27 protein-coding genes are annotated in these 24399 nt (G+C 69.5%); 13 read left to right on the forward strand and 14 right to left on the reverse strand.

Features of this window, described 5'->3' with window-relative positions; translation table 11 throughout:
* The first annotated feature begins 9 nt into the window (after window positions 1–9).
* Together ACR3ZA_RS10790 and ilvA are read left to right on the forward strand one after the other, a co-directional pair.
* Window positions 10–1239, forward strand: a complete 1230-nt coding sequence (locus ACR3ZA_RS10790) for an AI-2E family transporter (RefSeq protein ID WP_473661957.1) — start codon at window positions 10–12, stop codon at window positions 1237–1239.
* Window positions 1236–2498: a threonine ammonia-lyase gene (gene ilvA, locus ACR3ZA_RS10795; RefSeq protein ID WP_473661958.1), complete on the forward strand. Its 1263-nt coding sequence runs from the start codon at window positions 1236–1238 to the stop codon at window positions 2496–2498. Before ACR3ZA_RS10790 ends, ilvA begins: the two co-directional genes overlap by 4 nt.
* Before the next feature lie 6 nt (window positions 2499–2504).
* Here the strand turns inward: ilvA and ACR3ZA_RS10800 are convergent, their stop codons facing one another.
* The 3 genes from ACR3ZA_RS10800 to ACR3ZA_RS10810 all read right to left on the reverse strand — a co-directional run bounded on the left by ACR3ZA_RS10800 (window position 2505) and on the right by ACR3ZA_RS10810 (window position 3923).
* Window positions 2505–2897, reverse strand: a complete 393-nt coding sequence (locus tag ACR3ZA_RS10800; protein WP_473661959.1) for a VOC family protein — start codon at window positions 2895–2897, stop codon at window positions 2505–2507.
* 42 nt (window positions 2898–2939) lie between these two features.
* The gene (greA, locus tag ACR3ZA_RS10805; RefSeq protein WP_473661960.1) at window positions 2940–3431 is read right to left on the reverse strand and encodes a transcription elongation factor GreA; all 492 of its coding nucleotides are present in this window, start codon (window positions 3429–3431) and stop codon (window positions 2940–2942) included.
* Between the two features lie 96 nt (window positions 3432–3527).
* On the reverse strand, window positions 3528–3923 hold the full coding sequence (locus ACR3ZA_RS10810; protein ID WP_473661961.1) for a DUF4307 domain-containing protein: 396 nt from the start codon (window positions 3921–3923) through the stop codon (window positions 3528–3530).
* Window positions 3924–3992: 69 nt separating this feature from the next.
* On the opposite strand from ACR3ZA_RS10810, the gene ACR3ZA_RS10815 reads away from it, so the two are divergent.
* Window positions 3993–4205 (forward strand): hypothetical protein, encoded by a 213-nt coding sequence (locus ACR3ZA_RS10815; protein WP_473661962.1) that lies wholly within the window; start codon window positions 3993–3995, stop codon window positions 4203–4205.
* Here the strand turns inward: ACR3ZA_RS10815 and trhA are convergent.
* Complete coding sequence (trhA, locus tag ACR3ZA_RS10820) at window positions 4177–4944, reverse strand: PAQR family membrane homeostasis protein TrhA (protein ID WP_473661963.1); 768 nt, start codon at window positions 4942–4944, stop codon at window positions 4177–4179. The two genes, ACR3ZA_RS10815 and trhA, sit on opposite strands and share 29 nt — an antisense overlap.
* A 123-nt stretch (window positions 4945–5067) precedes the next feature.
* Here trhA and ACR3ZA_RS10825 point away from each other — a divergent pair, with 123 nt between their 5' ends.
* From ACR3ZA_RS10825 to phoH2, 3 genes are all read left to right on the forward strand, one after another.
* Entirely contained in the window at window positions 5068–5802 is a 735-nt protein-coding gene (locus ACR3ZA_RS10825; RefSeq protein WP_473662315.1) for an isoprenyl transferase, read from the forward strand.
* Window positions 5803–5826: 24 nt separating this feature from the next.
* Entirely contained in the window at window positions 5827–6948 is a 1122-nt protein-coding gene (locus ACR3ZA_RS10830; protein ID WP_473661964.1) for an aminotransferase class V-fold PLP-dependent enzyme, read from the forward strand.
* A gap of 218 nt (window positions 6949–7166) precedes the next feature.
* Window positions 7167–8516: an RNA 5'-3' helicase PhoH2 gene (phoH2, locus tag ACR3ZA_RS10835; RefSeq protein WP_473661965.1), complete on the forward strand. Its 1350-nt coding sequence runs from the start codon at window positions 7167–7169 to the stop codon at window positions 8514–8516.
* Between the two features lie 13 nt (window positions 8517–8529).
* Here the strand turns inward: phoH2 and ACR3ZA_RS10840 are convergent, their stop codons facing one another.
* Entirely contained in the window at window positions 8530–9279 is a 750-nt protein-coding gene (locus ACR3ZA_RS10840; RefSeq protein ID WP_473661966.1) for an endonuclease/exonuclease/phosphatase family protein, read from the reverse strand.
* 105 nt (window positions 9280–9384) lie between these two features.
* Here ACR3ZA_RS10840 and ACR3ZA_RS10845 point away from each other — a divergent pair, with 105 nt between their 5' ends.
* Window positions 9385–9696, forward strand: a complete 312-nt coding sequence (locus ACR3ZA_RS10845; RefSeq protein ID WP_473661967.1) for a helix-turn-helix transcriptional regulator — start codon at window positions 9385–9387, stop codon at window positions 9694–9696.
* Window positions 9693–10778 carry a hypothetical protein gene (locus tag ACR3ZA_RS10850; protein WP_473661968.1) on the forward strand — a complete coding sequence of 362 codons (1086 nt, stop codon included), beginning with the start codon at window positions 9693–9695 and terminating at the stop codon, window positions 10776–10778. The genes ACR3ZA_RS10845 and ACR3ZA_RS10850 overlap by 4 nt, the downstream gene beginning before the upstream one ends.
* Window positions 10779–10801: 23 nt before the next feature.
* Here ACR3ZA_RS10850 and ACR3ZA_RS10855 read toward each other — a convergent pair whose 3' ends face one another.
* The 5 genes from ACR3ZA_RS10855 to xseA all read right to left on the reverse strand — a co-directional run bounded on the left by ACR3ZA_RS10855 (window position 10802) and on the right by xseA (window position 14987).
* Entirely contained in the window at window positions 10802–12160 is a 1359-nt protein-coding gene (locus ACR3ZA_RS10855; RefSeq protein ID WP_473662316.1) for a lyase family protein, read from the reverse strand.
* A gap of 83 nt (window positions 12161–12243) precedes the next feature.
* Window positions 12244–12822: a carbonic anhydrase gene (locus ACR3ZA_RS10860; protein WP_473662317.1), complete on the reverse strand. Its 579-nt coding sequence runs from the start codon at window positions 12820–12822 to the stop codon at window positions 12244–12246.
* A 38-nt stretch (window positions 12823–12860) separates the two neighbouring features.
* Window positions 12861–13514 (reverse strand): DUF4245 family protein, encoded by a 654-nt coding sequence (locus ACR3ZA_RS10865; protein ID WP_473661969.1) that lies wholly within the window; start codon window positions 13512–13514, stop codon window positions 12861–12863.
* A complete protein-coding gene (locus ACR3ZA_RS10870) occupies window positions 13511–13783 on the reverse strand; it encodes an exodeoxyribonuclease VII small subunit (protein ID WP_473661970.1) in 273 nt (90 codons plus the stop codon). The genes ACR3ZA_RS10865 and ACR3ZA_RS10870 overlap by 4 nt, the downstream gene beginning before the upstream one ends.
* Complete coding sequence (gene xseA / locus ACR3ZA_RS10875) at window positions 13749–14987, reverse strand: exodeoxyribonuclease VII large subunit (RefSeq protein ID WP_473661971.1); 1239 nt, start codon at window positions 14985–14987, stop codon at window positions 13749–13751. Before xseA ends, ACR3ZA_RS10870 begins: the two co-directional genes overlap by 35 nt.
* A gap of 81 nt (window positions 14988–15068) precedes the next feature.
* On the opposite strand from xseA, the gene ACR3ZA_RS10880 reads away from it, so the two are divergent.
* Window positions 15069–16148 carry a 4-hydroxy-3-methylbut-2-enyl diphosphate reductase gene (locus tag ACR3ZA_RS10880; RefSeq protein ID WP_473661972.1) on the forward strand — a complete coding sequence of 360 codons (1080 nt, stop codon included), beginning with the start codon at window positions 15069–15071 and terminating at the stop codon, window positions 16146–16148.
* Window positions 16148–16726 carry a DUF6264 family protein gene (locus ACR3ZA_RS10885; protein ID WP_473661973.1) on the forward strand — a complete coding sequence of 193 codons (579 nt, stop codon included), beginning with the start codon at window positions 16148–16150 and terminating at the stop codon, window positions 16724–16726. The genes ACR3ZA_RS10880 and ACR3ZA_RS10885 overlap by 1 nt, the downstream gene beginning before the upstream one ends.
* Before the next feature lie 49 nt (window positions 16727–16775).
* Here ACR3ZA_RS10885 and fbaA read toward each other — a convergent pair whose 3' ends face one another.
* The 4 genes from fbaA to ACR3ZA_RS10905 form a co-directional block, all read right to left on the reverse strand.
* The gene (gene fbaA, locus ACR3ZA_RS10890; RefSeq protein ID WP_473661974.1) at window positions 16776–17807 is read right to left on the reverse strand and encodes a class II fructose-bisphosphate aldolase; all 1032 of its coding nucleotides are present in this window, start codon (window positions 17805–17807) and stop codon (window positions 16776–16778) included.
* A gap of 121 nt (window positions 17808–17928) precedes the next feature.
* A complete protein-coding gene (locus ACR3ZA_RS10895; RefSeq protein ID WP_473661975.1) occupies window positions 17929–18363 on the reverse strand; it encodes an RbsD/FucU domain-containing protein in 435 nt (144 codons plus the stop codon).
* Window positions 18363–20135 carry a D-apionate lactonase family protein gene (locus ACR3ZA_RS10900; RefSeq protein ID WP_473661976.1) on the reverse strand — a complete coding sequence of 591 codons (1773 nt, stop codon included), beginning with the start codon at window positions 20133–20135 and terminating at the stop codon, window positions 18363–18365. Before ACR3ZA_RS10900 ends, ACR3ZA_RS10895 begins: the two co-directional genes overlap by 1 nt.
* Window positions 20132–20890, reverse strand: coding sequence for an SDR family oxidoreductase (locus ACR3ZA_RS10905; protein WP_473661977.1), 759 nt, complete (start codon window positions 20888–20890; stop codon window positions 20132–20134). The genes ACR3ZA_RS10900 and ACR3ZA_RS10905 overlap by 4 nt, the downstream gene beginning before the upstream one ends.
* Window positions 20891–21107: 217 nt before the next feature.
* Between ACR3ZA_RS10905 and ACR3ZA_RS10910 the strand changes: the two genes are divergently transcribed.
* Genes ACR3ZA_RS10910 through ACR3ZA_RS10920 form a run of 3 tightly spaced genes read left to right on the forward strand, consistent with a single transcriptional unit; the run spans window position 21108 to window position 24381 of the window.
* Window positions 21108–21710: a DUF2291 family protein gene (locus ACR3ZA_RS10910; RefSeq protein ID WP_473661978.1), complete on the forward strand. Its 603-nt coding sequence runs from the start codon at window positions 21108–21110 to the stop codon at window positions 21708–21710.
* A complete protein-coding gene (locus ACR3ZA_RS10915) occupies window positions 21707–23269 on the forward strand; it encodes an ATP-binding cassette domain-containing protein (protein ID WP_473661979.1) in 1563 nt (520 codons plus the stop codon). The genes ACR3ZA_RS10910 and ACR3ZA_RS10915 overlap by 4 nt, the downstream gene beginning before the upstream one ends.
* Window positions 23269–24381 carry an ABC transporter permease subunit gene (locus ACR3ZA_RS10920; protein ID WP_473661980.1) on the forward strand — a complete coding sequence of 371 codons (1113 nt, stop codon included), beginning with the start codon at window positions 23269–23271 and terminating at the stop codon, window positions 24379–24381. Before ACR3ZA_RS10915 ends, ACR3ZA_RS10920 begins: the two co-directional genes overlap by 1 nt.
* Window positions 24382–24399 lie beyond the last annotated feature (18 nt).

The following is a 24399-nucleotide window of genomic DNA, read 5'->3' on the forward strand; positions in this document are numbered from 1 at the left end:
ACTGGGCCGGTGCCCACGAAAGCGTCGAACAGCCCCGAACCCGCGGCCACGCCCCGCGTCGGAGATGACGCGGTGAGTCCCGGCATGCGCACCGCGGCCGCCTGGTCGTGGCGCATTCTCGTCGTGGCGGCGCTCGCCGCCCTCGTCATCTTCCTCGTCATCCAGCTCCGGCTGATCGTCATTCCGCTCATGGTGGCGCTGCTGCTGGCGGCGCTGCTGGTGCCGTTCTCGAACTTCCTCCAGAAGCACGGCTGGCCGAAGTGGCTCGCGGTGGCGGTCAACGAGGTCGGGATCATCGCCGTCGTGGCGGGACTGATCACGATCGTGGTCTGGCAGGTTCGCGCGGGCTTCCCCTCGCTGCAGGAGCAGACGATCGCGAAGTTCATCGAGTTCGAGCAGTTCCTCGTCGAGCTTCCGCTCGGCCTGTCGGAAGCGGACATCACCGGATTCGTCGACGACGCCATCGCCACGATTCAAGACGACATCGGCACGATCGTCAGCGTCGCTCTGGGGCTCGGCGGCGATCTGGGCGAGATCCTCGCCGGGGCGCTCATCGCGCTGTTCGCGACGCTCTTCATCCTGATCGACGGTCGCGCGATCTGGGCCTGGATCGTTCGGCTGTTCCCCCGGCCGGCGCGCGTCGCCGTCTCGGGTGCGGGCGGCGCCGGGTGGATCACGCTCACCTCCTTCGTCAAGGTGCAGATCCTGGTCGCCGCCATCGACGCCGTCGGCATCGGGCTCGGCGCCTGGATCCTCGGGCTGTTCCTCGGCGGCTTCCCGCTGGTCATCCCGATCGCGATCGCCGTCTTCCTCGGCTCGTTCATCCCGATCGTCGGAGCGGTGCTCTCGGGCGCGCTCGCGGTGTTCATCGCGCTCATCTACCTGGGCCCGATCCCCGCCGTCATCATGCTCGGCATCGTGATCGGCGTTCAGCAGCTCGAAGGCAATGTGCTGCAGCCGTTCCTGATCGGCACCGCGGTCAAGGTGCACCCGCTTCCGGTGGTGCTCGCCGTGTCGACTGGCGGCTTCGTCGCGGGGATCGCGGGCGCGCTGTTCGCGGTGCCGGTGGTCGCGGTGGCGAACGTGATGATCGGCTACCTCGCCCGCGGCGAATGGCGAACCAACCCGAACCCCAGCGCGAGCGATCTGTTCCCGCCTTCCGAGACGCCGCCCCGTGCGCGACGCACCAAAGCGGCGACAGTCACGACGCCGAGCCCGACGACGGAGTCCGATTCATGACCGACCAACTGGCGCCCGACCTGACCACCCAGCCGCTGCCGGGACCGACCCTCGATGACATCCGCGCGGCTCGCGAGCGCGTCGCGCACGTGGTGAGCGTCACGCCGCTCGAGCACTCCAGCTATCTCTCGGGTCTGCTCGGCAGTCCCACCTGGTTCAAGGCGGAGAGCCTGCAGAAGACGGGCTCGTACAAGATCCGCGGAGCCTACAACCGGCTCGCGCGCCTCAGCGACGATGAGCGCGCGCGCGGTGTCGTGGCGGCCTCGGCCGGCAACCACGCCCAGGGCGTTGCGCTCGCCGCACGTGAGCTGGGCATCAAGGCCACGATCTTCATGCCCATCGGCGTCGCCCTGCCGAAGCTGCAGGCGACCCGCGGCTACGGCGCCGATGTCGTGCTGCACGGTCACGTCGTCGACGAGACCCTGCATGCGGCGGCCGAGTTCGCCGAGCGCACCGGTGCCGTGCTGATTCCGCCGTTCGATCACCCGGATGTGGTCGCCGGTCAGGGCACGATCGCCCTCGAGATCCTCGACCAGCTGCCCGACGTCGCCAACGTCATCGTTCCGATCGGCGGCGGGGGACTCGCCTCCGGGATCGCCTCCGCGTTCGCTCAGCTCGCTCCGAGCCTCGGGCGCCGGGTGCGCGTCGTGGGGGTTCAGGCGGCCAACGCGGCGTCCTATCCGGTCTCACTGGCGGCGGGCGAGATCGTCACCGTGGCGACCGCGCCGACGATCGCCGACGGCATCGCCGTCGCGCGGCCCGGTGCGCTGAACTTCGAGATCATCCGCCGCGCCGTCGACGGCGTCGTGACGGTCGAAGATGACGAGACCGCGAAGGCGCTCGTCATGCTGCTGGAGCGGGCGAAGCTCGTCGTCGAGCCTGCGGGTGCCGTCGGGGTCGCCGCGGTGCTCTCCGGCAAGATCCAGGTCGAGGGCCCGACCGTGATCGTGCTGAGCGGGGCGAACATCGACCCGATGGTGATGGAGCGCGTCATCAGCCGCGGTCTTGCCGCCTCGGCGCGATACCTGAAGGTCAACATCCCGCTGCCGGATCGTCCCGGTCAGCTGGCGCGCATCGCCGAGATCATCGCCGACGCGAACGCGAACGTGGTCGAGGTGCTGCACACGCGCCACGGCTACGGGCTGCAGATCAGCGAGGTCGAGATCGAGATCCACATGGAGACGCGCGGTGCCGAGCACGCCGATCTGGTGCTCGATCATCTGCGCGCCGCCGGCTACGAACCCCGCGTCGACGCGTAGGGCCGACTACGGCAGCTGCGCCGGGTCCATCCAGTGCACGTGCCAGATGTGGCCGTCGGGGTCGGTCATGCCGCGGGCGTACATAAAGCCGAGCTCCTGCGGCTCGCCGAGGGGCGCAGCGCCTGCGGAAAGGGCGCGGGTGATGAAGGCATCCACCTCCGCGCGCGACTCCAGCTGCAGCGCGTGGGAGGTCGACGGCGTGCCGGACGGCACCGCCATGCCGTTCTCGGCCGCGAACGCGGGGGAGAGCAGCATGATGACGACCTCGTCGCTCACGACCATCGCCGCCGCGCTCTCGTCAGTGAACCCGGCGTGGTTCTCGAAGCCGAGCGCCGAGTAGAACGCGATCGCGGCGCTCAGGTCGCTGACCGCGAGGTTCGGAAAGAACATTCGTGCCATGGGCTGAGCCAAGCACGATTCTCGCGCGACCGCGAGGGTTTTTCAGCCGCGGTACGTCTCGACCGCGACGACCTCGACGCTGATCTGCTTGCCGTTCGGCGCGGTGTAGCTCGTCGACTCGCCGACCTTCAGCCCCATGATCGCGGCACCGAGCGGGCTCGACGACGGGTAGACCTCGAGGTCCTCCTGGTCGGCGGCGATCTCACGGTTGCCGAGCAGGAACTTCGACTCCTCGCCGAAGATCTTCGCGGTGACGACGGTTCCCGTCTCGACCACGCCCGTCGACTCCGGCGGCTCGCCGACCGTCGCGGTGCGCAGCAGCAGGGTCAGCTGGCGGATGCGCGCCTCGATCTTGCCCTGCTCGTCCTTGGCGGCGTGGTAGCCGCCGTTCTCCTTGAGGTCGCCCTCCTCGCGCGCCGCTTCGATCTTCTTGGCGATCTCGACGCGGGCCGGGCCGCTGAGGTGCTCGAGCTCGGCGGAGAGTCGGTCGAATGACTCCTGCGTCAGCCACGTGGTTGCTGCGGTGTCGCTCATGCGGGTTCTCCTGGTGCGCGAATGGACGAAGACGCTCCCTCAACAAACGAGACCGGCCAGAGGCCGGTCCGGGTGCTGCGTGAGAGTTGATTCAGACTAGGTCAGGCGGCACTCGGAGATCAAGCCGAGCACGGCCGGCTCCGAAGTGATGACGCGCTCTTCGAAGACGCGCGTGTAGGTGTCTGAGACGGCCAGGTCGATCACCTTCCAGCCGACGATCGCGTGCTGCTCGTTCTGCGCCTCGACCGCGCAGCGCACCGTGGAGCCGGGCGCGACGGAGACCTCGAAGCGCAGCACGACCTCGTCATCGCCCACCAGTTCGAAGCCGATGTCGCGGCTTTCGAGCGTCGCCTCGGGCGAGAACAGTCCGGCCCAGATCACCCACGCGCCCACCACGACGGCGGCGCCGATCGCGGCGCCGATCGCGATGATGCGGCGCTGGCGGGCACGCGCCGGAGTTCTGCCGTATCGGGCATTCAGGTCGGTCGTCATAAGCTGGTCTCAGGCTATTCGGTTTTGGAAAGGCACGACGTGTTCTGGACTTTTTCTGCAGCGACGAGCGTGCCCGCTTCCCTCTCCGAGGTGGACGAGAACGCGGTCACCCCCGGCGTCATCGGCTTCGTCGTGACGTTCCTCTTCATCATCGCGGTGGTGCTGCTGCTGCTGGACATGGTTCGTCGCATGCGTCGCCTGCGCTACCGCACCGAGATCCGCGAGCGGCTCGAGGCGGAGGCCGCGGCGGAAGCTAGCTCGTCACCGGATTCAGCACGATGAGCAGGATCGCGGTCCAGTGGCACAGGAACGCGATCACCGTGCACGAGTGGAAGATCTCGTGGAAGCCGAAGACGCCCGGCACCGGGTTGGGGCGCTTGAGCGCGTAGAACACCGCACCCACCGTGTAGGACAGCCCGCCCACCACGACGAGCACCATCATGGCGATATTCGCGTTGAACAGATCGACGATGTAGAGCATCGCCGCCCAGCCGAGCGCGATGTACAGCGCCACGTAGAGGATGCGCGGCGCCTTCAGCCAGAAGATGCGGAAGGCGATCCCGAGCAGCGCGCCCGTCCAGATGATTGCGAGCAGGATGACGCTCTTCGGGTAGGGCAGAGCGTTGATGGCGAGCGGCGTATAGGTGCCGGCGATCAGCAGGAAGATGTTGGAGTGGTCGAGTCGCCGGAACACGGCCTTGACCTTGGGGCTCCAGTTGAACCGGTGGTAGACCGCCGAGATGCCGAACAGCAGCAGCGAGCTCGCCATGAACACGGCGGAGCTCCACTTGGCCGCGGCGCCGTCGGCGAGCACGATCAGCACGATGCCGGCCGCGATCGCGAGGGGGAAGGTGCCCGCGTGGATCCAGCCGCGCCAGGTGGGCTTCGCCTCCGACTGGTGCAGGTCGGTGGCGTCGTCGAGCAGGGGAATGTTCGGCAGATCGGTGCCGTCGCCGAGCGGCTTCGTCGCGGCCGAGAGCGCGTTCTCGGGGAGTTTCGGGGTTCGGGGTGCGCGGCTCATGCCGCGATCCTAGGACGTCGCACGAAGGTGAAGCTGGATGCCGGGCCGCTCCGGGCGGACTAACGTGGTGTCGTGACTGTGCGGCAGAGCAAGACCGGCCGGGGGTTCCTCTACGGCCTGTACATGCGGCGACTGCGCCGCCAGCTCGACGACGCCGCGCCGCCGCACCACGTCGGCATGATCATCGACGGGAACCGTCGTTGGGCGCGCGAGCGGGCGCTCGAGACGGCGGCGCACGGGCACCGCGCCGGCGCCGAGAAGATGCGCGAGTTCCTCAGCTGGTGCGACGAGGCCGGCATTCGCGTGGTGACGATCTATCTGCTGTCGACCGACAACCTGTCGGGGCGCCCGGACGACGAGCTGCACCAGCTCTTCGAGATCATCGGCGATCTCGCCAACGATCTCTCCCGCGCCGCCGACTGGCGCATCCAGCACGTCGGCACCAGTGAGGGCCTGCCGGAGCCGCTCGTCGCGACGCTGCGCGCCGCCGAGGACCGCACGGCGGGCAACGGCGGACTCCATGTGAATCTCGCGGTCGGCTACGGCGGCCGACGTGAGATCGCGGACGCGATGCGCAGCATCGTGCGCGCCCACGGCAAGAACGGCGGCAGCATCGACGACCTCGCCGAGCTGCTCACGCCGGAGCTGATCGGCGACCACCTCTACACGCAGGGCCAGCCCGACCCCGATCTGATCATCCGCACCTCGGGTGAGCAGCGCCTTTCGGACTTCCTGCTGTGGCAGAGCGCGCACAGCGAGTTCTACTTCGTCGAGGCCCTCGGGCCGGACATGCGCGAGGTCGACTTCCTGCGCGCTCTCCGCAACTTCGCCACCCGCGAGCGGCGTTTTGGGCAATGATGGAGGGTTCCCCGAGGAGGCCCCATGAATATCGACGACTACGTCGCCCGCTTTGATACCGAGCCGGGCTACCTCGATTTCGCGAACCTCGGCCCGATCGGCGCCGCCGTGCAGGAGGAGCTCGCCGCGCATCTCGGTCTGCTCTCGCATGCGCGCTTCGGCGCCTTCGAGGCGCTGCGCGCCCTCGATGGGCGCATGCGGGCCGCAGTCGCTGCGCTCGTCGGCGTCCCGGCGGAGCAGGTCTCCGATCAGCCGAACACCAGCCAGGGCCTCATGCATGCGATGTTCGGCGTCACCGGGGGCGTGGCGCTGTCACGTGCCGACTACCCGGGCCTCACCTTCGCCGCGCAGCGTGCGGCCGATGCGCTCGGGGTGCTCACCCCGCGCTGGATCGAGACGGATCATGGCCGCATCACCCCGGGGAATCTGCGGGAGCAGCTCGACGACTCGATCACCGCGGTGGCGCTGAGCCTGGTCGATTTCCGCACCGGCTACCTCGTCGATCTGGAGGGCATCCGCCAGGTCATCGGCGACCGGCTGCTGATCGTGGACGCGATGCAGGGGTTCGGGATCGTGGACGCGCCCTACGAGGTGGCCGATGTCGTGGTCGGCAGCGGACGCACCTGGGTGCGGGCGGGATGGGGCACCGGCTTCATGACGCTCAGCGAACGGGCCCTGGACCAGCTGACCCCCGTCTGGACGGGCTATGTCCCGAACGGCAACACCCTGGAGGAGCCGAACGAGGTGACACCGCCGGTGCGCGGCGCGCGTGCCTTCGGGGTGAGCGATCCCGACCCGCTCGCCCAGGCGCGTCTGTCGGCCGCCCTGGAGGAGATCGACCGGGTCGGCGTCGCGGCGATCGGCGCGAAGGTCGCTGAGAAGGTGTCGCGGCTGATCGACCTCGCCGACGAGTTCGCCCTCCCGGTGGTGTCGCCGCGCGCCGAGCACGAGCGCGCGGGCATCGTCGTGGTGGAGCCCGAACCCGAGCACCTCACGGTGCTGGCGGCCGCGCTGCACAACCACGGCGTCAGCGCGGCGGTCGGCGGCGGCCGGGTGCGCCTGAGCGCGCACGCGACGACGAACGACGAGACGCTCGCGATGGTGCGCTCGGCATTTCTGTCGTTCTCGACCGCCATCCCGGGCTGAGTCGCCCGTTCGAGACGCCACGGGTGGGCGGAGCGTTCACCCGTTCGTAACACTCCCCACGCGTGTCGAAACACGACCGTCTCACGAACAGGCATAGCGTCAGAGCATCAGACACGGCGTCTGATCGGAACGGCCACCTATAAGTTCGTTCCGCGAGTTTTGTGGCCGTTTCGCTCACAGGATCCAGGTGCCCACGGGCGCTTGGGGATGGAGTGGATGTGCCAGCGCTCGACAACCCCCAGCACCAGCAGTTCACCGCAGCGTCGCAGAAGCAGGGGGAGCGCACGTACGTGCTCGACACCTCCGTGCTGCTGAGTGACCCGAAGGCGATCTACCGCTTCGCGGAGCACGCCGTCGTCTTGCCGGTCGTCGTCGTCACCGAACTCGAGGCGAAACGCCACGATCCGGAGATCGGCTACTTCGCGAGGCAGGCCCTGCGGCTGCTGGATGAACTGCGCATCGAACACGAGCGCCTCGACTTCCCGATCGCCGTCGGCGACAACGGCGGCTCGGTGCGCGTCGAGCTCAACCACTCGAACATGTCCGTGCTGCCCTCGGGGCTGCAGTTGAACGACAACGACTCCCGCATCCTGGCCGTCGCCTCGAACCTGGCGGCGGAGGGGCTGCACGTGGTGGTGGTCTCCAAAGACCTGCCGCTGCGCGTCAAGGCGGCCTCGATCGGTCTCGCCGCCGAGGAGTACCGCGCCGAGCTCGCCGTCGACTCCGGCTGGACGGGCCTGGCCGAGATCGCCGTCTCGGGAGAGCAGATGGCCGACCTGTACGACGCCGACACGCTCACCACGAAGCTCGTGGCCGACATGCCGATCAACACCAGCCTCGTGATCACCTCGGAGCGCGGCTCGGCACTCGGCCGCGTCACCGGCGAGCGCGAGCTCAAGGTCGTGCGGGGCGACCAGGACGTGTTCGGCCTGCACGGCCGCAGCGCGGAGCAGCGTCTCGCGATCGATCTGCTGCTCGACCCGGAGGTCGGCATCATCTCGCTCGGCGGCAGCGCCGGAACCGGCAAGAGCGCCCTCGCCCTGTGCGCGGGCCTCGAGGCGGTGCTCGAGAAGCAGCAGCACCGCAAGATCATGGTGTTCCGTCCGCTGTACGCGGTCGGCGGCCAGGAGCTCGGCTACCTGCCCGGCGACAAGGACGAGAAGATGAACCCGTGGGGTCAGGCGGTGTTCGACACCCTGGGCGCGCTGGTGTCGGAGAATGTGCTCGAGGAGGTGGTCGAGCGCGGGATTCTCGAGGTGCTGCCGCTCACCCACATCCGCGGTCGCTCCCTGCACGACGCCTTCGTGATCGTCGACGAGGCGCAGTCGCTGGAGCGCAACGTGCTGCTCACGGTGCTCAGCCGGATCGGGCAGAACTCGCGCGTGGTGCTCACCCACGATGTTGCGCAGCGCGACAACCTCCGCGTCGGGCGGCACGACGGCGTCGCGAGCGTGATCGAGACGCTCAAGGGGCACCCGCTGTTCGCGCACATCACACTCACCCGCAGTGAGCGCAGCGCGATCGCCGCGCTCGTCACCGAGCTGCTGGAGGGCAGCCCGGTCGCCTGATCGGTCTTCGGCCTCAGCGGGCCGAGCGGAACCAGCTGTTCCCTCGGCCCCGAGGCTGGGGCCGGGCTGCCCGGATGACGTGCTGCTCGTTGCTTTCGGGCAGCTTCGCGGTCACCAGGATCGCCATGTGGTCCGAGGCGCCCTGCGGCAGAGTCGTGACGCTGTCGATCGAGAGCCGCGCGGAGGTGGCGAAGTCGAAGTGCCCGCGGAAGAACTTGTAGCGGGTGTAGGTGAGCGAGTCGCTCAGCGACAGGTCGTAGCCGGACTTGGCGATGCGGTTGCTCAGCGAGTTCTTGAACAGCGGGTAGTTGTAGTCGCCCACCATCAGGTGCGGCAGCTCCGGACCGAGCTCCTCGATTTGCGCGTGCGCGGCGGCGATCTGCGCGCGCCGCAGCGAGTTGAGCGCGGTGAGCGGGGCCGCATGGAACGACGCGACAATGAACTCACGACCGGAGTCGGTGTCGAGCATGCGGCTGGCCAGCAGCCGTTCGGCAGCGGGGCGGGCGACACGGTCGTGCAGCGACTTCTTCAGCGCGAAGGCCTGGGAGGTCTGGGCCTCGAACCGATCCTTGCGGTGGTAGATCGCGAGCCCCAGCCGATTGCGCTGGGTGGCATCCGCCAGATGCATCGGTCCCAGCTCATCGGGCAGCGCGAGGGTGTCGGCCTCCTGCAGGCACAGGAAGTCGAGGTCGAGTTTCTCGGCAAGCTCGACGAGCTCACCGCTCGCCTTGTGCTTTTCGAGGTTGTAACTGAGAGTCCTCACTCGCTAACGGTAATCGCCCGCGCGCTTTCTCGCGGCAACATGAAGCCGTCTTTCAGATCCCATTCCCCAGATTGACCGCTAAATCTATATAGGTAGAGTTACGGGATGGAGCCCCTCAGCAGAGTCACGACCGCCACCATCGATGTTCTTTCAGCGCTTCTGGGGGAGTCGACCGCGACCTGGGGCCTCAGGATCGTCGCCGAGAGCGGCCGGCCGGCCGGCACGGTCTACCCAATTCTGGAACGTCTGGAGCGCCTGGGCTGGGTCGCTTCGGAGTGGGAGGCCGAGACGGAACGATCGGGCCCGCGACGACGCCTGTATTCCTTCACGGCGGACGGCGCCGCGGCGGCGCAGAGCGCCGTAGCGTCACACCGGCGCCGCGCGACGGGACCGAGCGTTCGTGGAGCGCTCGCATGAGCGCGGCCGAGCGCCTCGTGCGGGGTGTCGCCGCCACGCTGCCCGCCGCGATCCGCGAACGGTACCGCGAGGAGTGGCTCGCGGACCTCGTTGGTGCGAGCGAAGCGGGAATCGCGCGCAGCGACGTGGTGTGGGGTGCCGTGGCGTTCGCCCTCACCGTGTCACGCAGCGACCCCGCCGTGAGCGGAATGACGCGGCCCGCGCTCGCGGCGCGGCGTGCGCACTGGGGACTCGTCGTCCTCGGGCTGGGGACGATTCCCGCGCTCGGACTGTTCGTCGTCGGTGCCTTCGACACTCGTGGCGACACCTCGCCCGCCGTCCTGCTCGCAACGGCGATCGTTGCTGCTCTGGTCGCCGTCGGTCTGCTGACCTTGGTGGTGGCCGCGGCGACAGCGCTCCCGCTTCCCCCGATACTCGCGTTCGCGGTGGCGGTGGCGGTCATGGTGGTGGCCGTCGGGGTGGGGCTTGCCGCGTTCGCCGCCTTTGCCCTGCTGGTGCTCGGGTTTCCGATCCTTCTCGTCGGCACCCTCGTTCTCGCGTTCGCGCTGGTGCCGGCGAGGGGCACAGCGGTCACCGCGGTGGCGCGTTGGGGGGTGGGAGCGGGAACCGTCCTCGCGGTTGCGCTCATCGTCGCCCTGGGGGTGCTGCACGTGCTGGTGTGGAACCCGCTCGCCAAACTGCCGGGTTTGACGCTCGACGAGATCTACGCCGGGCTCGCCGCGGCGAACGAGACCCCGAGCCCCGTGATTCTCATCGCGTGGGGCGCGTCGGCCGCGCTCGCGGCGCTCGCCGTGGTGGCGTTCGCGGTCGTGCCCGCACCCGCACTGCGGCGCGGGCGCTCGAGGCGTCGCCTCGTGCTGCTGGCGCTGGTCACGATCTCGGTGACGTCGTTCTCGGTGTGGGTCGCCGGATTCGCCATGGGGATGGGCATCGCCGACACGTTCGCCACCGACGGTGGCGATGCCGGGGTCGCGGGGAGGCTGCTGATGCTTCTGGGCGTTCTGGTCGGCATGGGCGCCGTGCTCCTGGCAGCTCCGACGGCACCGCGGCAGGCGGGAGCGAACGCCGCGTTGACGACGTGAGGCCGAAGGGCAGGCGGGGGTGATTACCCGGGCTGGGTCATGCTCAGCACATCGAGCGCCGCGTCGAGCTGCTCGAGGGTGAGCTCGCCGCGCTCGACGAAGCCGAGGTCGAGCGTCGCCTCGCGCACCGTGATGCCCTGCTTGACCGCGTGCTTGGCGATCTTGGCCGCGTTCTCGTAGCCGATGAACTTGTTGAGCGGGGTCACGATCGACGGCGACATGCCGGCCAGCGCGGCCGCGCGGTCGAGGTTCGCCTCGAGTCCGTCGATGGTCTTGTCGGCGAGGGCGCGCATCGAGTTGGCGAGCAGGCGGTTCGACTCGAGCAGCGCCGTGCCCATGACGGGGATGGCGACGTTGAGCTCGAAGCTGCCGGAGGCTCCCGCCCAGGCGATCGTCGCGTCGTTGCCGATGACGCGCGCCGCGACCATGAGCACCGCCTCCGGGATGACCGGGTTGACCTTGCCGGGCATGATCGACGAGCCGGGCTGCAGGTCGGGGATCGCCAGCTCACCGAGACCGGTGTTGGGGCCCGAGCCCATCCAGCGCAGGTCGTTGCAGATCTTGGTGAGGCTGACCGCGATGACGCGCAGCGCGCCGGAGGCCTCCACCAGACCGTCGCGGGCGCCCTGCGCCTCGAAGTGGTCGAGGGCTTCGGTGATCGGCAGGCCGCTCGAGCTCGCGAGCTCGGCGATGACCTTCTGCGAGAAGCCCGCGGGGGAGTTGATGCCCGTTCCCGTGGCGGTGCCGCCGAGCGGAACCTCGGCGACGCGCGGAAGTGCCGACTGCACGCGCTCGATGCCGAGCCGGATCTGGCGGGCGTAGCCGCCGAACTCCTGGCCGAGGGTGACCGGGGTGGCATCCATCAGGTGGGTGCGGCCCGGCTTCACGGCCGTCTTCCACAGCTCCGCCTTCGCCTCCAGTGCCACCGCCAGGTGCTCGAGCGCGGGGATGAGCTCACCGAGCAGCGCGCCCGTGACGGCGAGGTGCACCGAGGTGGGGAACACGTCGTTGGAGGACTGCGACATGTTGACGTGGTCGTTGGGGTGCACGGGCGAGCCGAGCTTGGCGGTCGCGAGCGTGGCGAGCACCTCGTTCATGTTCATGTTCGAGCTGGTGCCGGAGCCGGTCTGGTAGGTGTCGACCGGGAAGTGCTCGTGGTGCTGGCCGGCGATGATCTCGTCGGCGGCCGCGACGATCGCGCCCGAGATGCCCTCGTCGAGGTTGCCGAGCTGGTGGTTCACGATCGCGGCGGCACGCTTGATGCGCGCGAGTGCGACGATCTGTGCGGGCTCCAGGCCCGAGCCCGAGATGGGGAAGTTCTCGACGGCGCGCTGCGTCTGCGCGCGGTAGAGGGCCGACGCGGGAACCCGCACCTCGCCCATCGTGTCGTGCTCGATGCGGAACTCTTCGTGGGTCACGGCGGTGTGCTGCCTTTCGGGCTCGCGGATTCGGTCTGCGGTGGCGTCTAGGCGGGATCGATGGATCCCACGACGAAGGCCGCGTCGACGCGGCCCTCATCGAGTCGGTAGTTCGCTCCGACCACGGCCAGCGTACCCGCGGCGATCGCGTCGGAGATCAGCTCGGACTCGGCCACCAGTCCGGCGACCGTGTTGTTGAGGTGCTCGCGCCCGACCGACTCCGCGTCGCGCGACTCGATCGCGCGGACCGCACGCCGGATTGGCGCGATGTGGCCGGCGATGTGCGGCGGAATCGGACCCATCTCGGGGTTGTCGAGGTCGATCGCCGCCTGCACGGCGCCGCACGCGTCGTGCGCGAGCACGACGATGAGAGACACCCCGAGCACGGCGACGGCGTATTCGAGCGAGGCGATCGCCGAGGCGGAGACGACCTGCCCCGCGTTGCGCACCACGAAGAGGTCGCCGAGGCCCTTGTCGAAGATGATCTCGGCGGCGAGACGCGAGTCGCTGCAGCCGAACAGCGCGGCGTTCGGTGCCTGGCCTCCGGCCAGCTCGTTGCGGTGCTCGGCATCCTGACGCGGATGCAGGGGCGTGCCGGCGACGAAGCGCTCGTTACCGCGCGCCATCTCGCGCCAGACCTGGGCCGGGGTGCGTCGTTCATTCGTCACGAGAGGACCTCCTTGCCGATGGCTTCCGCCAGCATTGCGAATTCGGTGTCGTCGGCGGTGCCGCTGATCACCACGGTCGAGCCGTCGATCTCGGTCACAAGTGCGAACTCCACGTTGCCCGGATCGTCGACGTCGCGACGGTCGTAGCTCACCCAGTCGAGGCCGCCGAGGCGCACGGTCGGGCCAGCGGCGGCATCGAGAACCTGCTCCGCCACCCAGGACGGGTTCGCGTCGATGCCCTGCGTGATCGCGAGGTACTGGGTCTTCGCGGTCACGAATCCGAGCTCCCAGCGCACGACGTCGTCGGCGGTCTCGGTCGCGAGCCGGGCGCGGTTGGCGTACCACTCGGCGGGGATGACGGGCGCGACCAGCGTCTCCTCCACGGCGGGCTGCGCGTCGGCGGCCGCCGCGAGGTAGTCGACGGGCTGCTGGGTCGGCCCGGCATCCGGTCGCACGACCACGAGCACGAGGAACGCGACGATGCCGAACGAGGCGAGCAGCGCGAAGATCAGGCTGAAGACGGAGCGGTTGCCGCGGTGCCGCGCGGTCGCGGCGGCCTTGCGCGCCGCCGTCTCTTCCGGCGTCTCGGCGCGACCGAGCTCGGCGACGATGGGCCGGCCCTGCTCGTCGTGGGTGGGGTACTTGCTCACGAGGCGGTGTCCTCGGCCGCGGCACGGGCCTGGTCGAGCCGTGCCTTCGCGCCGAGCAGCCACTCCTCGCAGCGGCGCGCGAGCGCTTCGCCGCGTTCCCACAGGGCGAGCGACTCTTCGAGCGTCGCGGAGCCCTGCTCCAACTCGGTCACGACACGGACGAGTTCGTCGCGCGCCTGCTCGTAGCTCAGCGCGGCGACGTCCGGGAGAGAAGTGTCGGCCACGACTCCCACTCTAATCGCGGCTGGCGCCCTCGTCCGCCGCCTCATCGACCGTCGTGGAGACGCGGCCGTCGGCCAGGGTCAGCACGAGACGATCGCCCGCGGTTGCCTGCTCGGCGGTGCGCAGGATCGCACCATCCGCGCGCTGCGCGATCGCGTAGCCGCGCTCGAGCGTTCGCTTCGGCGACAGGGCGCGCAGCTGCCCGACCAGTTCGGCGGTGCGCAGCTGGGCGCGCTCGATCCGGTAGTCCATCAGCTCCGCCCCGCGCGCGACCCAGCGCGTCAGCTCCTCGGCGCGCGAGTCGACGAGGGTGCGCGGGTCGGCGAGCACCGGGCGGGAGCGCAGCTGGCCGATGCGATCGATCTCGTGCGTGATCAGCCCGGTCACCCGCATCGCGATGCGCGCGCGGGCCTGCTGCACCCGCGCGAGCTCTTCGGCGACATCGGGCACGACGCGCTTCGCGGCATCGGTCGGCGTCGAGGCGCGCAGGTCGGCGACCTCGTCGAGCAGGGGGCGGTCGGCCTCGTGGCCGATCGCGCTCACGAGCGGCGTCACGCACTCCGCGGCGGTGCGCACCAGCTGCTCGTCGCTGAACACCAGCAGGTTCTGGAAGTCGCCGCCGCCGCGCGCGACGATGATCACGTCGACGTCGGGATCGGCATCCAGCGTGCGGATCGCGGCCGACACCTCGCCGGCGGCCCGATCGCCCTGCACGGCCGCGTGCACGACCCGGAAGCGCACCTCCGGCCAGCGCAGCTGGGCATTGCGCAGCACGTCCTTCTCGGCGTCGGAATCCTTGCCGGTGACCAGGCCGATGCACTGCGGCAGGAACGGCAGGCGCACCTTGCGGTCCGCGGCGAACAGGCCCTCCTCCGCGAGCTTGCGCCGCAGCTTCTCGAGGCGCTCCAGCAGATCGCCGAGCCCGACGTGGCGCAGCTCGTAGACCTGCATGGTCAAGGTGCCGCCCTTGACCCAGAAGTTCGGCTTGACGAGCGCGATGACGCGGTCGCCCTGGGCGAAGTCGGAGGTGAGCTTGGCCCGCGTCGACGACCACACCGTGAAGCTGACGGTGGCGTCCATGCCGAGGTCTTTGAGCTTGCCATAGACGTTGCCGCCGGAGACGCCCCACTGTGTGATCTCGCCCTCGACCCACACGGTGCCGAGGCGGTCGATGTAGCCCTTGAGCTCGTGCGAGAGTCGCGCGACGGGCCAGGGCGCTTCGGCGGTGGCGGGAGCGGTCGGATCGGTCATTGCCGTCAGGGTACCGCTCGCGGCGGACCGTGGCCGGGGTCTCCCCAGGCGCGGGGCAACTCGCCCCCGTAGAATCGGGGCGTGTCCTCCATCACGAACGGCGCGCTCGGCGTCACCCTCGAGCCTCCCCGCGAACGCGTTCGCCGCGAACCGCTGCCCAACCTGAGCGTCGAGGGCACCAAGCGCGTTCTGCTCGCAGCTCCCCGCGGCTACTGCGCCGGGGTCGACCGCGCCGTGATCGCGGTGGAGAAGGCCCTGGACCACTACGGCGCCCCCGTCTACGTGCGCAAGCAGATCGTGCACAACGTGCATGTGGTGAGCGAGCTCGAGCAGCGCGGCGCGATCTTCGTCGACGAGGTCGACGAGGTCCCGCCCGGCTCGCACCTCGTCTTCAGCGCCCACGGCGTCTCGCCGATGGTCGTTCAGGCGGCCGCCGATCGCGAACTGCAGGCGATCGATGCCACCTGCCCGCTCGTCACGAAGGTGCACCGCGAGGCGACGCGCTTCGCCGGCCAGAACAAGCAGATCCTGCTGATCGGCCACGCCGGTCACGAAGAGGTCGAGGGCACGATGGGTCACGCCCCCGAGCGCACGATCCTGGTCGGCACCCCCGAGGATGCGGACACCATCCAGGTGGATGACCCCGACAACCTGGTCTGGATCTCGCAGACCACGCTGAGTGTCGACGAGACCATGGAGACGGTGCGCCGCCTCCGCGTGCGCTTCCCGAATCTGCAGGATCCGCCGAGCGACGACATCTGCTACGCCACCCAGAACCGTCAGGTCGCGATCAAGAAGGTCGCGCCCGGCGCCGACCTCGTGATCATCGTCGGCAGCGCCAACAGCTCCAACTCGGTGCGACTCGTCGAGGTCGCCCTCGAGCACGGCGCGAAGGCCGCCTACCGCATCGACTACGCCGACGAGATGCGCCCCGAGTGGTTCGAGGGCGTCGCCTCGGTCGGCGTCTCGAGCGGCGCCAGCGTGCCCGAGGTGCTCGTGGCCGAGGTGCTCGAAGACCTCGCCGAAGCCGGCTTCGACACGGTCGAGGAGGTGCGCACCGCCGAGGAGGACCTCATGTTCTCGCTGCCGAAGGAGCTGCGCACCGCGCCGAGCGGCGAGAAGGACGCGCGGGGCCTCGGCGGTCGCGCGCGCACCACCTGATGAGCGACACTTCCGACACGCCCGACTCGCGGCCCGCGCCGCAATACGGCGAGTACGCGACGCCGGAAGAGGTCGCGCGGATCACCGGGCGTCCGGTGCCGGGCAGCGAGCCCGCGCCGCCGCCCGTCCCTCCTGCCTCGCCCGCCGAGCGCTCGAGCGGCTGGCCGAGCGACGAGCAGCCCGCGCGCCCCCCGCTGCGCTGGGATCCGCCGGTGACGATCGCCCTGCTGATGGTCGGACTCTGGAATGTCATCTCGGCGATTCCCGCGTTCTGGAACCTGGACCGCGAGCTCGCCGCATCCTTCGCCGCGATGCCTTCCGACCTCGGCGTCGATCTCAGCGACGTGCAGCTGGGTGAGCCGACCCTGATCGGCGGTCGCATTCTGCTCGGCGTCTGGATCGTGCTGTTCCTCGTCGCGCTGGGGGTCTCGGTCACCCGGCTGCGCGCTCGCCGCCGAGCGTTCTGGGTTCCGCTCGTCGCGGGAGTCGTCGCGATCCTGGCCGTGGTCGTCGCGATCACGGCAATCATGCTGATCGATCCGGGTCTGGCCCCGCTGCTCACGACCGCCGGGGCTTAACGACAACGGGCGACCCGAAGGCCGCCCGTTGTGGTGTTCGTGCTGAGGTCTAGCGCGTGATCGCGTTGCCGACCGAGCCGAGCTGGCGGGTCGCCTCGACGACGCGCGCGGCCATGGCCGACTCAGCGAGCTTGCCCCAGGCGCGCGGGTCGTAGACCTTCTTGTTGCCGACCTCGCCGTCGACCTTGAGCACGCCGTCGTAGTTCTTGAACATGGTGTCGGCGATCGACCGGGTGAACGCGTACTGCGTGTCGGTGTCGATGTTCATCTTGATGACGCCGTTGGCGACCGCCTCGGCGATCTCCGCATCCGTCGAGCCGGATCCGCCGTGGAAGACCAGGTCGAGCGGCTTCGGGCCGGTGCCGTACTTGGCGGCGATGCCGGCCTGGATCTCGCCGAGCAGCTCGGGGCGCAGCTTCACGCCGCCCGGCTTGTACACGCCGTGCACGTTGCCGAAGGTGAGAGCGGCGATGTAGCGGCCCTGCTCGCCGAGGCCGAGCGCCTCGACCGCGGCGGTCACGTCGCCGAGCGTCGTGTAGAGGGCCTCGTTGCTGCCCTCGTGCTGCACGCCGTCCTCTTCGCCGCCGACGACGCCGATCTCGACCTCGAGGATCGAGTTGATGGCCTTCATGCGGGGGAGGAGGTCCTGCGCGATCTTGAGGTTCTCGTCGAGCGGCACCGCGGATCCGTCCCACATGTGGCTCTGGAAGATCGGGTTGCCGCCCGCCTTCACCTGCTCCTCGGAGGCCGCGATGAGCGGCTCGACGAATCCGCCGAGCGCGTCCTTCGGGCAGTGGTCGGTGTGCAGGGCGACCGTGATCGGGTAGTTCTTGGCGACCTCGGTCGCGAACGCGGCGAACGCGAGCGCGCCCGAGGCGCGGGCCTTCACGCTCTGGCCGGCGAAGTAGTCGGCGCCACCGGTGGTGACCTGGATGATGCCGTCGGATCCGGCTTCGGTGAGTCCCTGGAGGACGGAGTTGATGGTCGAGGACGACGACACGTTGATCGCGGGGAAGGCGAAGCCCTTCGCCTTGGCGGTGTCGAGCATCTCGGCGTACTGTTCCGGCGTTGCGACGGGCATGGTGGATTCTCCTCGTGCGGGCCGGCGTTGGTGGGTTCCGGCTCGCCCTGAGTCTATTGACCGTGGCTGGGCGCGCGCGAACCCGGGCTCCGCTCGCGGGCGTCGGGCGGGGCGGGGCGACTCAGTCGGGGAAGATGACGCCCTTGTGCAGGATCATGCAGCCCCAGGGGCGCGGGTCGAGGGTGTGCACGACGGCGTAGGCGTCGCGTGCCCGACGGTAGAAGTCGAGGCGCGGAATGACGCCCCACTCGAGGTCGTTCGGGTGCGAGGAGCGAGCCGTGGCGAGCACCTGGTCATGGGCGGGCGTGGTGGTGGCGGGGTTCCCGTCGACCTCCATGCGTTCGAGCGGATGCGTCAGGAAGCTGTCCAGCGGGAACACCTGAAGAATCGTGGCGATCGCCTCGTCCACCCCGACCTTGCCGAGTCGATGCACTGGGCGTCCGGTCGCCGCCGCCGGGTAGTTGGAGTCCACGACGACAAGCTGGTCGCCGTGGCCCATCTGGTCGAGCGTGCGCAGCAGCTCTCCATCGAGCAGCGGATCGATTCCTTTGAGCATCAGTGCTCCTCTCCTGAGCTGAGTCGGGTTCGGGCCCAGCCCCATGATTCCAGTTCGAGAGTCGTCGTCGTCGAGTCGACGGTGATCGAGACGCGTCGCGACCGGGGGGAGAGGTTCGCCGCGAGCGCGACGAGGCCGGTGGGCGTTCGCGCGGCGACGAGGAAGCAGTCGGCCGGCGCGGAGACGACCTCGAGAGCGGGGTGTCCGGCGAGCTCGGTAAGTGCGCTGACAGCCTCGGCGGCTGGCGTCGGAACCCCGCGCGAGCTGACCAGACCGCGCGCTCCGACCCGTTCGCCGAGGCAGATGCTGCGCACGCCGTCGACGCGTGCGATGCTGGCGAACACGGCGATCAGCCAGGTCGCCATGGCGGGGGACGCCTGCCGGGGATCCGTGGCGCCGACGACGCGCTCGGGACCGTAGCCACTCGTGACGTCGCTCGGCTCCTCCGGGGGCGGAGTGCTCGCCACGGCGTTGACTCGCGGGGCGAGCGTGATCGGCCCGACGTGGACTCCGGGACCGCCTGCGCCCCCCGCATGCTCGACCGCATCGCGCGCGATCAGCTGCATCATGGCCACCGATTCGACCAGCTGGTGCCGACCCGTCGCGTGCATCTGCGGGGTGACGCTGAACACGAGCGGGAGATCGCGCGCCAGTCGATCGCGAGTGCGATTGAGCTCGGTGTAGTGGGTGCGGGCTCCGGCGAGCTGAGCCGGTTCGCCGCCGCGGCCCTCGAGGTGGGCGCGCAGCGCGGCGTCGAGTGCGGGTTCGGTGACGTGCGTTCTCGGATCGAAGGCCGCGATCCGGGCGAGTGGCGCATCTCCGACGCGGGTGAGGACCTGCTCAAGCGCGGCGGCGTCGGGGGCGATGATCCGCACATCGAGCTGCGCGTCGCCGGCCTCGGCGCGCGCACGGTCGAGGGCGGCGGGCCAGTTCGCCGTGCGGGCGTCCAGCTCCACGAGCAGCACGGGCGCGGACGGTGCGCTGACCCCGAGCACCGGGTCTGGCCCGGTGCTGGCCTGAAGCGCGAGGTCGGGCAGTGCGCGTTCGCGCGCTCGAAGCGATGCGGTCTCGCTCGCGGATGACGCCGCAGCGCGTGCCGTGCGCGTCGCCGTGACCTCGACCGCTTGGTGAAGGCGCTCTCCGACCGCGACGCGCACGGGGAACGGAATCGCCAGCGGAGTCGAGTAGGTCTTGAAGGAGGCATCCGCCCAGTTGCGCTGGTCCTCCATCTCGAACACGTCGCCGTCGAAGGCGAGTTCGGAGCGCACGCCGTCGAGCGTCCAGTCCAGCCCTGCGATGTCGAAGGCGGGTTGGTGCGGGGCGATCCGCTGCGGGAACTGCGTCGCTGTGGCGCTGCCGTCGGGGTGGCGAATGGTCAGAGGTGTGCCCGCCACCTCCGGCGGGTGGAGCGCCACCAGACCGATCCGGGCGCGCCAGAACTCGGTGTGCGACTCGACGTCGAAGTCGACGCGGAGTCGGGAGCCGGAGATGCGGACGGTGATGTGGCCGCGCAGGTCGGCGCCGAGCCCCTGCATGGTCAGCGCGAGGCGGAGCCCGTCGCTCATGGGTGCGACCTCGGCGACCGTCGGGACGGTGTTCCAGTCGCGGTCACGAGCAACCGCACGGAGCGAGCGGAGCACCAGGCTGCCGTCGTAACGCAGGTCGGCGATCTCGTCTCCGCGCAGCTCGAACTCCCAGGCGCCGAAGCGCTGCGGCTGCGGCAGGGGGTCGCGGTCGAGCCACGCCTCCGCGGAGAGCTCGTCGCCGGTCACAGCGTCGTCATTCCGCCGTCCACCGGGAACACGGCGCCGGTGGCGAATGCGGATTCGTCGCTGGCCAGGAACACCATGATTCCTTCGAGATCCGCCGGGCTTCCGGCGCGCCCCATGGGGATGCGCCCGATGATCGCCGCACGCGCCTCGGGGTCGTCGCGAATCGTGGAGACGAGTCCCGTCTCGGTGTACGCCGGGCCGACGGTGTTGACGCGGATGCCGCGCGTGGCGTACGCCGCCGCCACGGTGCGACCGAGGCCGTGCATGCCCGCTTTCGAGGTGCTGTATGCGGTGAAGTCGGAGCCTTCGCCGCGCACCGCGGTCGGGCTGCCGGTGAAGATGAGGGAACCGCCGCCCAGCTTCAGCATTCCGCGCACCGCGTACTTGGTGGTGAGGAACGCGCCCGTCAGGTTGACGTTGAGGGTGCGCTGCCAGACCTCGAGGTCGAGGTCGGCGACTTCGGCGTCGTGGCCGAACAGCTGAACTCCGGCATTCACCACGACCACGTCCGGAGTCCATCCGTCGCGGTCGAGCTGCTCGAATCCGGCGGCGACGCTCGACTCGTCTCCGACATCCATCGTCACCGCTCGACCGAGTTCGCCCGCGGCGGCGGCGGCGTCGCGCGCGCCGTCAGCATCGCGGTCGGCGAAGACGACGCGGGCGCCTTCGCGCACGAAACGATCGGCGACCGTGCGGCCGATGCCGACGGCGGCGCCCGTGACCAATGCGGTCTTTCCGACAAGTCGTTCGGCCATCGCGGCTCCTCTTCGAGAATCGTGGCCGCACAGGATCGCGCGGTGGCGTCGAGTGTATCTGAAAACGCAGATCCATCAACCGGTTGACCTGTCGCGATTGCTATGCGACGATGACTCAGCTGATTCCCGAATCGACCGGCGTGATCGCCGGAGCAGTGCACAAAGGAGTCCTACGACGATGACGTCTTCCGATCGACCGAGGCGGATCCGCCCCTGGATGGTTGCCCTTGCCCTTGCGGCGGGGCTTGTCGTCGCGGCGGGCTTCAGCACCACGGTCATCTCGACGGAGCAGGCCGATGCCGGCGATGCGGACGCCTTCGATCCGGCGACATTCGCCCGCGACGAGTTCGATGACATCGCCAACGGCATCGCCGCCGACGCGGTTCCGCTGGCCGATCTGCTGGCGGCGCTGGACGCGGGCGCCGACGAGGCGGACTTCGGCAACACCTCGGGCGCCAGCAGTGCGTTCGCGTTTCCGGTCACCTTCGAGGGGCTGGCGGGCGAGCTCGTCGCCCCGGTTCTGCCTGTCGCTGTCGACGGGGTCGACTCGGCGGTGACCGTCCAGGTGCAGGTGGGCCCGGCCATCACGGGAACGGCACTGCGCGATGTCTCGGGCACCATCTCGTTCAACCAGTTCACCAATCAGCTCGAGTACCAAGAGGTCTCGACCGAGTTGAACTCGATCGTGCGCGACGAAGTGCTGGCGGCGTTCGACGCGGCAGCGGCGGAGGGCAAGACGGTCCGGGTGACGGGCGCCTACCTGCGTGTGAACCCGGCTCTCGTCTCGGTCGTTCCGGTGTCGATCGAGGTGCTTCCGTGACCGCAGGCACGCCGCCCGTCGTTGACGCGGGTGGTCGCGTCGTGATGCGCGCGGCCGACATCACCAAGCGCTACGGAGCCACGCACGCGCTCAAGGGAGTCGACTTCGACGTCCGGGCGGGATCGGTGACGGTGCTGTTCGGCGAGAACGGGGCCGGCAAGTCGACTCTGATGAAGATCCTGAGCGGCGTCGAGCAGCCGACCTCGGGGCGGCTGGAGCTGGATGGCCAGCCGGTGACGCTCAAGAACTCGGTCGACGCGGCGGCGCGCGGCATCTCGATCATCCACCAGGAGCTCAGCCTCGCGCCGAACCTGAGCGTGCGCGACAACATCTTCATGGGTCGCGAGGAGCGGCGCGCCGGCGGACTGATGGTGGATGATCGCGCGCAGACGGCGGCGACCCGCGTGCTGCTGGAGCGCCTCGAAGAGCAGCTGGACCCGCGCACTCTCGTCGCCGACCTGCGGCTGGGTCAGCAGCAGGTGGTGGAGATCGCGCGCGCTCTCGCCGGCGAGGCGCGGGTGCTGATCATGGACGAACCGACCTCCGCCCTCTCTGGCAGCGAGGTCGATGTTCTCTTCAAGGTGATCCGCGAACTCACGGCGCACGACGTCGCCATCGTCTACATCTCCCATCATCTCGAGGAGGCGCTTGAGATCGCGGACCACGCCGTGGTGTTCCGCGACGGCGAGCTGGTCGCGCGAGGCGAGCGCGCCGACATCGACATCGACTGGGTGATCTCGAACATGGTCGGGCGGGCCGCCGACGACCTCGCCCCCGAGCTGCGCGACGAGTTCGGAGAGGTGGCGCTGGAGCTCCGCGGTGTCAGTGTCGGCGATCCGAGCAACTCGGCGCGCCTGAGCGTCGACCGACTCGATCTGGACGTCCGCGCCGGGGAGGTCGTCTGCCTGTACGGCCTCATGGGAGCGGGCCGAACGGAGCTGCTCGAGGCGCTCGCCGGCCGTCTGCCGATCATCGCGGGCGAGGTGCGGCTCCAGGGTCAGCCGATCGCACGGCAGTCGATCGCGCAGCGGATCGGACTCGGGCTCGCGCTGGTCCCCGAAGACCGGCAGCGCGACGGACTCGTGCAGACGATGTCGGTCGGGCAGAACCTGTCGTTGGCAGCACTGCTCCGATTCGTTCGTGGGCTCATCGTCTCTCGGCCCCAGGAGCGCGCGGCCGTCGACGAGGGCGTCCGCGACGTTCGCGTGAAGACGGCCGGCCCCTCCGCGTCGATCACCTCGCTCTCGGGCGGCAACCAGCAGAAGGTCGTCATCGGCAAGGTGCTGATGACGACACCGGAGGTGCTCCTGCTCGACGAGCCGACGCGCGGCATCGACGTCGGCGCGAAGGCGGAGATCTTCGCCCTCATGGCGCGCGAAGCACGTCGGGGGCTCGCCGTGCTCTACGCGACCAGCGAGATCGGCGAGGCGCTCGGCGCGAGCAACCGGATCCTCGTGATGTCCAAAGGACGCATCGTCCGCGAATTCGACCCCCGTACAGCCGCTCGAGACGACGTGATGCTCGCCAGCGGCGAGACCCAGCAGAAAGGACGAGCGTGATGAGCGCCAGCTCCACCACTTCCCGCCGACCGATCGACATCGGCGGAATCCTCTTGGAGGGCCGCGCCTTCATCGCGCTCATCGTGCTGATCGTCATCTTCTCGTTCCTGTCAGATGCGTTTCTCACGATCCCCAACCTGATCACGATGACCAAGCACGTCGCGATGAACGCGATCCTCGCGCTCGGCATGCTCTTCGTGATCCTGAAGGGCGGCATCGACCTCTCCGTCGGGTCGATCGTGGGGTTGTCCGGCGTCGTCGCGGGCGTGCTGCTCGAAGGCGTGCGACTGGACTCGCTTGAGGTCGTGCTGTATCCGCAGGTGTGGGTGGTCGTCGTCATCTCGCTGCTCGTCGGCACCGGCGTGGGGCTGCTGAACGGCATCCTCGTCACGCGGTTCAACGTGGCGCCCTTCATCGCAACCCTCGGCACGCTCTACGTGGCGCGCGGTGCGGCGCTGCTGATCTCCGACGGATCCACCTACCCGCGACTGGCGGGAGATCCGGAGCTCGGCAACACCGGATTCCTGCTCATCGGCGGCGGGCGCCCGCTCGGCATCCCGATGGCGATCTGGATCCTCATCGCTTTCGTGATCGTGGCCGCCTTTGTGCTGCGCGTCACGCCGTTCGGGCGCTGGATCTACGCGACGGGCGGCAACGAGCGAGCCGCCGAGCTGGCCGGTGTGCCCGTGCGCCGCGTGAAGATCTGGGCGTACATGGCAAGCGGCTTCTGCGCCGCGACGGCCGGGCTCATCATCTCCTCCGAGCTGACAGCGGCGGCGCCGCAGACCGGCGAGACCTTCGAGCTGAACGCGATCGCCGCGGTGGTGATCGGCGGGGCGGCACTGACCGGCGGCCGGGGCACCGTGCGCGGCACCCTGCTCGGCGCCTTCGTCATCGGATTCCTGAGCGACGGACTCGTGATCATCGGCGTGTCGACCTTCTGGCAGATCGCGATCAAGGGCGCCGTCATCATCCTTGCGGTCATGCTCGACCAGGCACAGCAGCGCATCAAGCGCAGCCAGAACGCCGCCCTCGCCGCCGCCGGCAAGGGCGCACCCGACGCCGAGGCGTCGGCCCAGACGTCGGATCAGCCACCCGCACGGGTGGGCTGATCGGCGGTCGATCGGCAA

The organism is Herbiconiux sp. J20-20 (assembly GCF_057365085.1).

Coding starts and splice junctions, on each gene's coding strand:
- greA (WP_473661960.1), bottom strand. CDS start 3,431: ATGAGCGACACCGCAGCAACCACGTGGCTGACGCAGGAGTCATTCGAC.
- ACR3ZA_RS10860 (WP_473662317.1), bottom strand. CDS start 12,822: ATGGCGCGCGGTAACGAGCGCTTCGTCGCCGGCACGCCCCTGCATCCG.
- ACR3ZA_RS10920 (WP_473661980.1), top strand. CDS start 23,269: ATGAGCGCCAGCTCCACCACTTCCCGCCGACCGATCGACATCGGCGGA.
- ACR3ZA_RS10810 (WP_473661961.1), bottom strand. CDS start 3,923: ATGACGACCGACCTGAATGCCCGATACGGCAGAACTCCGGCGCGTGCC.
- ACR3ZA_RS10905 (WP_473661977.1), bottom strand. CDS start 20,890: ATGGCCGAACGACTTGTCGGAAAGACCGCATTGGTCACGGGCGCCGCC.
- ACR3ZA_RS10825 (WP_473662315.1), top strand. CDS start 5,068: ATGCGGCGACTGCGCCGCCAGCTCGACGACGCCGCGCCGCCGCACCAC.
- trhA (WP_473661963.1), bottom strand. CDS start 4,944: ATGAGCCGCGCACCCCGAACCCCGAAACTCCCCGAGAACGCGCTCTCG.
- ACR3ZA_RS10855 (WP_473662316.1), bottom strand. CDS start 12,160: ATGGGCGAGGTGCGGGTTCCCGCGTCGGCCCTCTACCGCGCGCAGACG.
- xseA (WP_473661971.1), bottom strand. CDS start 14,987: ATGACCGATCCGACCGCTCCCGCCACCGCCGAAGCGCCCTGGCCCGTC.
- ACR3ZA_RS10850 (WP_473661968.1), top strand. CDS start 9,693: ATGAGCGCGGCCGAGCGCCTCGTGCGGGGTGTCGCCGCCACGCTGCCC.
- ACR3ZA_RS10845 (WP_473661967.1), top strand. CDS start 9,385: ATGGAGCCCCTCAGCAGAGTCACGACCGCCACCATCGATGTTCTTTCA.
- ACR3ZA_RS10885 (WP_473661973.1), top strand. CDS start 16,148: ATGAGCGACACTTCCGACACGCCCGACTCGCGGCCCGCGCCGCAATAC.
- fbaA (WP_473661974.1), bottom strand. CDS start 17,807: ATGCCCGTCGCAACGCCGGAACAGTACGCCGAGATGCTCGACACCGCC.
- ACR3ZA_RS10910 (WP_473661978.1), top strand. CDS start 21,108: ATGGTTGCCCTTGCCCTTGCGGCGGGGCTTGTCGTCGCGGCGGGCTTC.
- ilvA (WP_473661958.1), top strand. CDS start 1,236: ATGACCGACCAACTGGCGCCCGACCTGACCACCCAGCCGCTGCCGGGA.
- ACR3ZA_RS10870 (WP_473661970.1), bottom strand. CDS start 13,783: ATGAGGCGGCGGACGAGGGCGCCAGCCGCGATTAGAGTGGGAGTCGTG.
- ACR3ZA_RS10800 (WP_473661959.1), bottom strand. CDS start 2,897: ATGGCACGAATGTTCTTTCCGAACCTCGCGGTCAGCGACCTGAGCGCC.
- ACR3ZA_RS10895 (WP_473661975.1), bottom strand. CDS start 18,363: ATGCTCAAAGGAATCGATCCGCTGCTCGATGGAGAGCTGCTGCGCACG.
- ACR3ZA_RS10830 (WP_473661964.1), top strand. CDS start 5,827: ATGAATATCGACGACTACGTCGCCCGCTTTGATACCGAGCCGGGCTAC.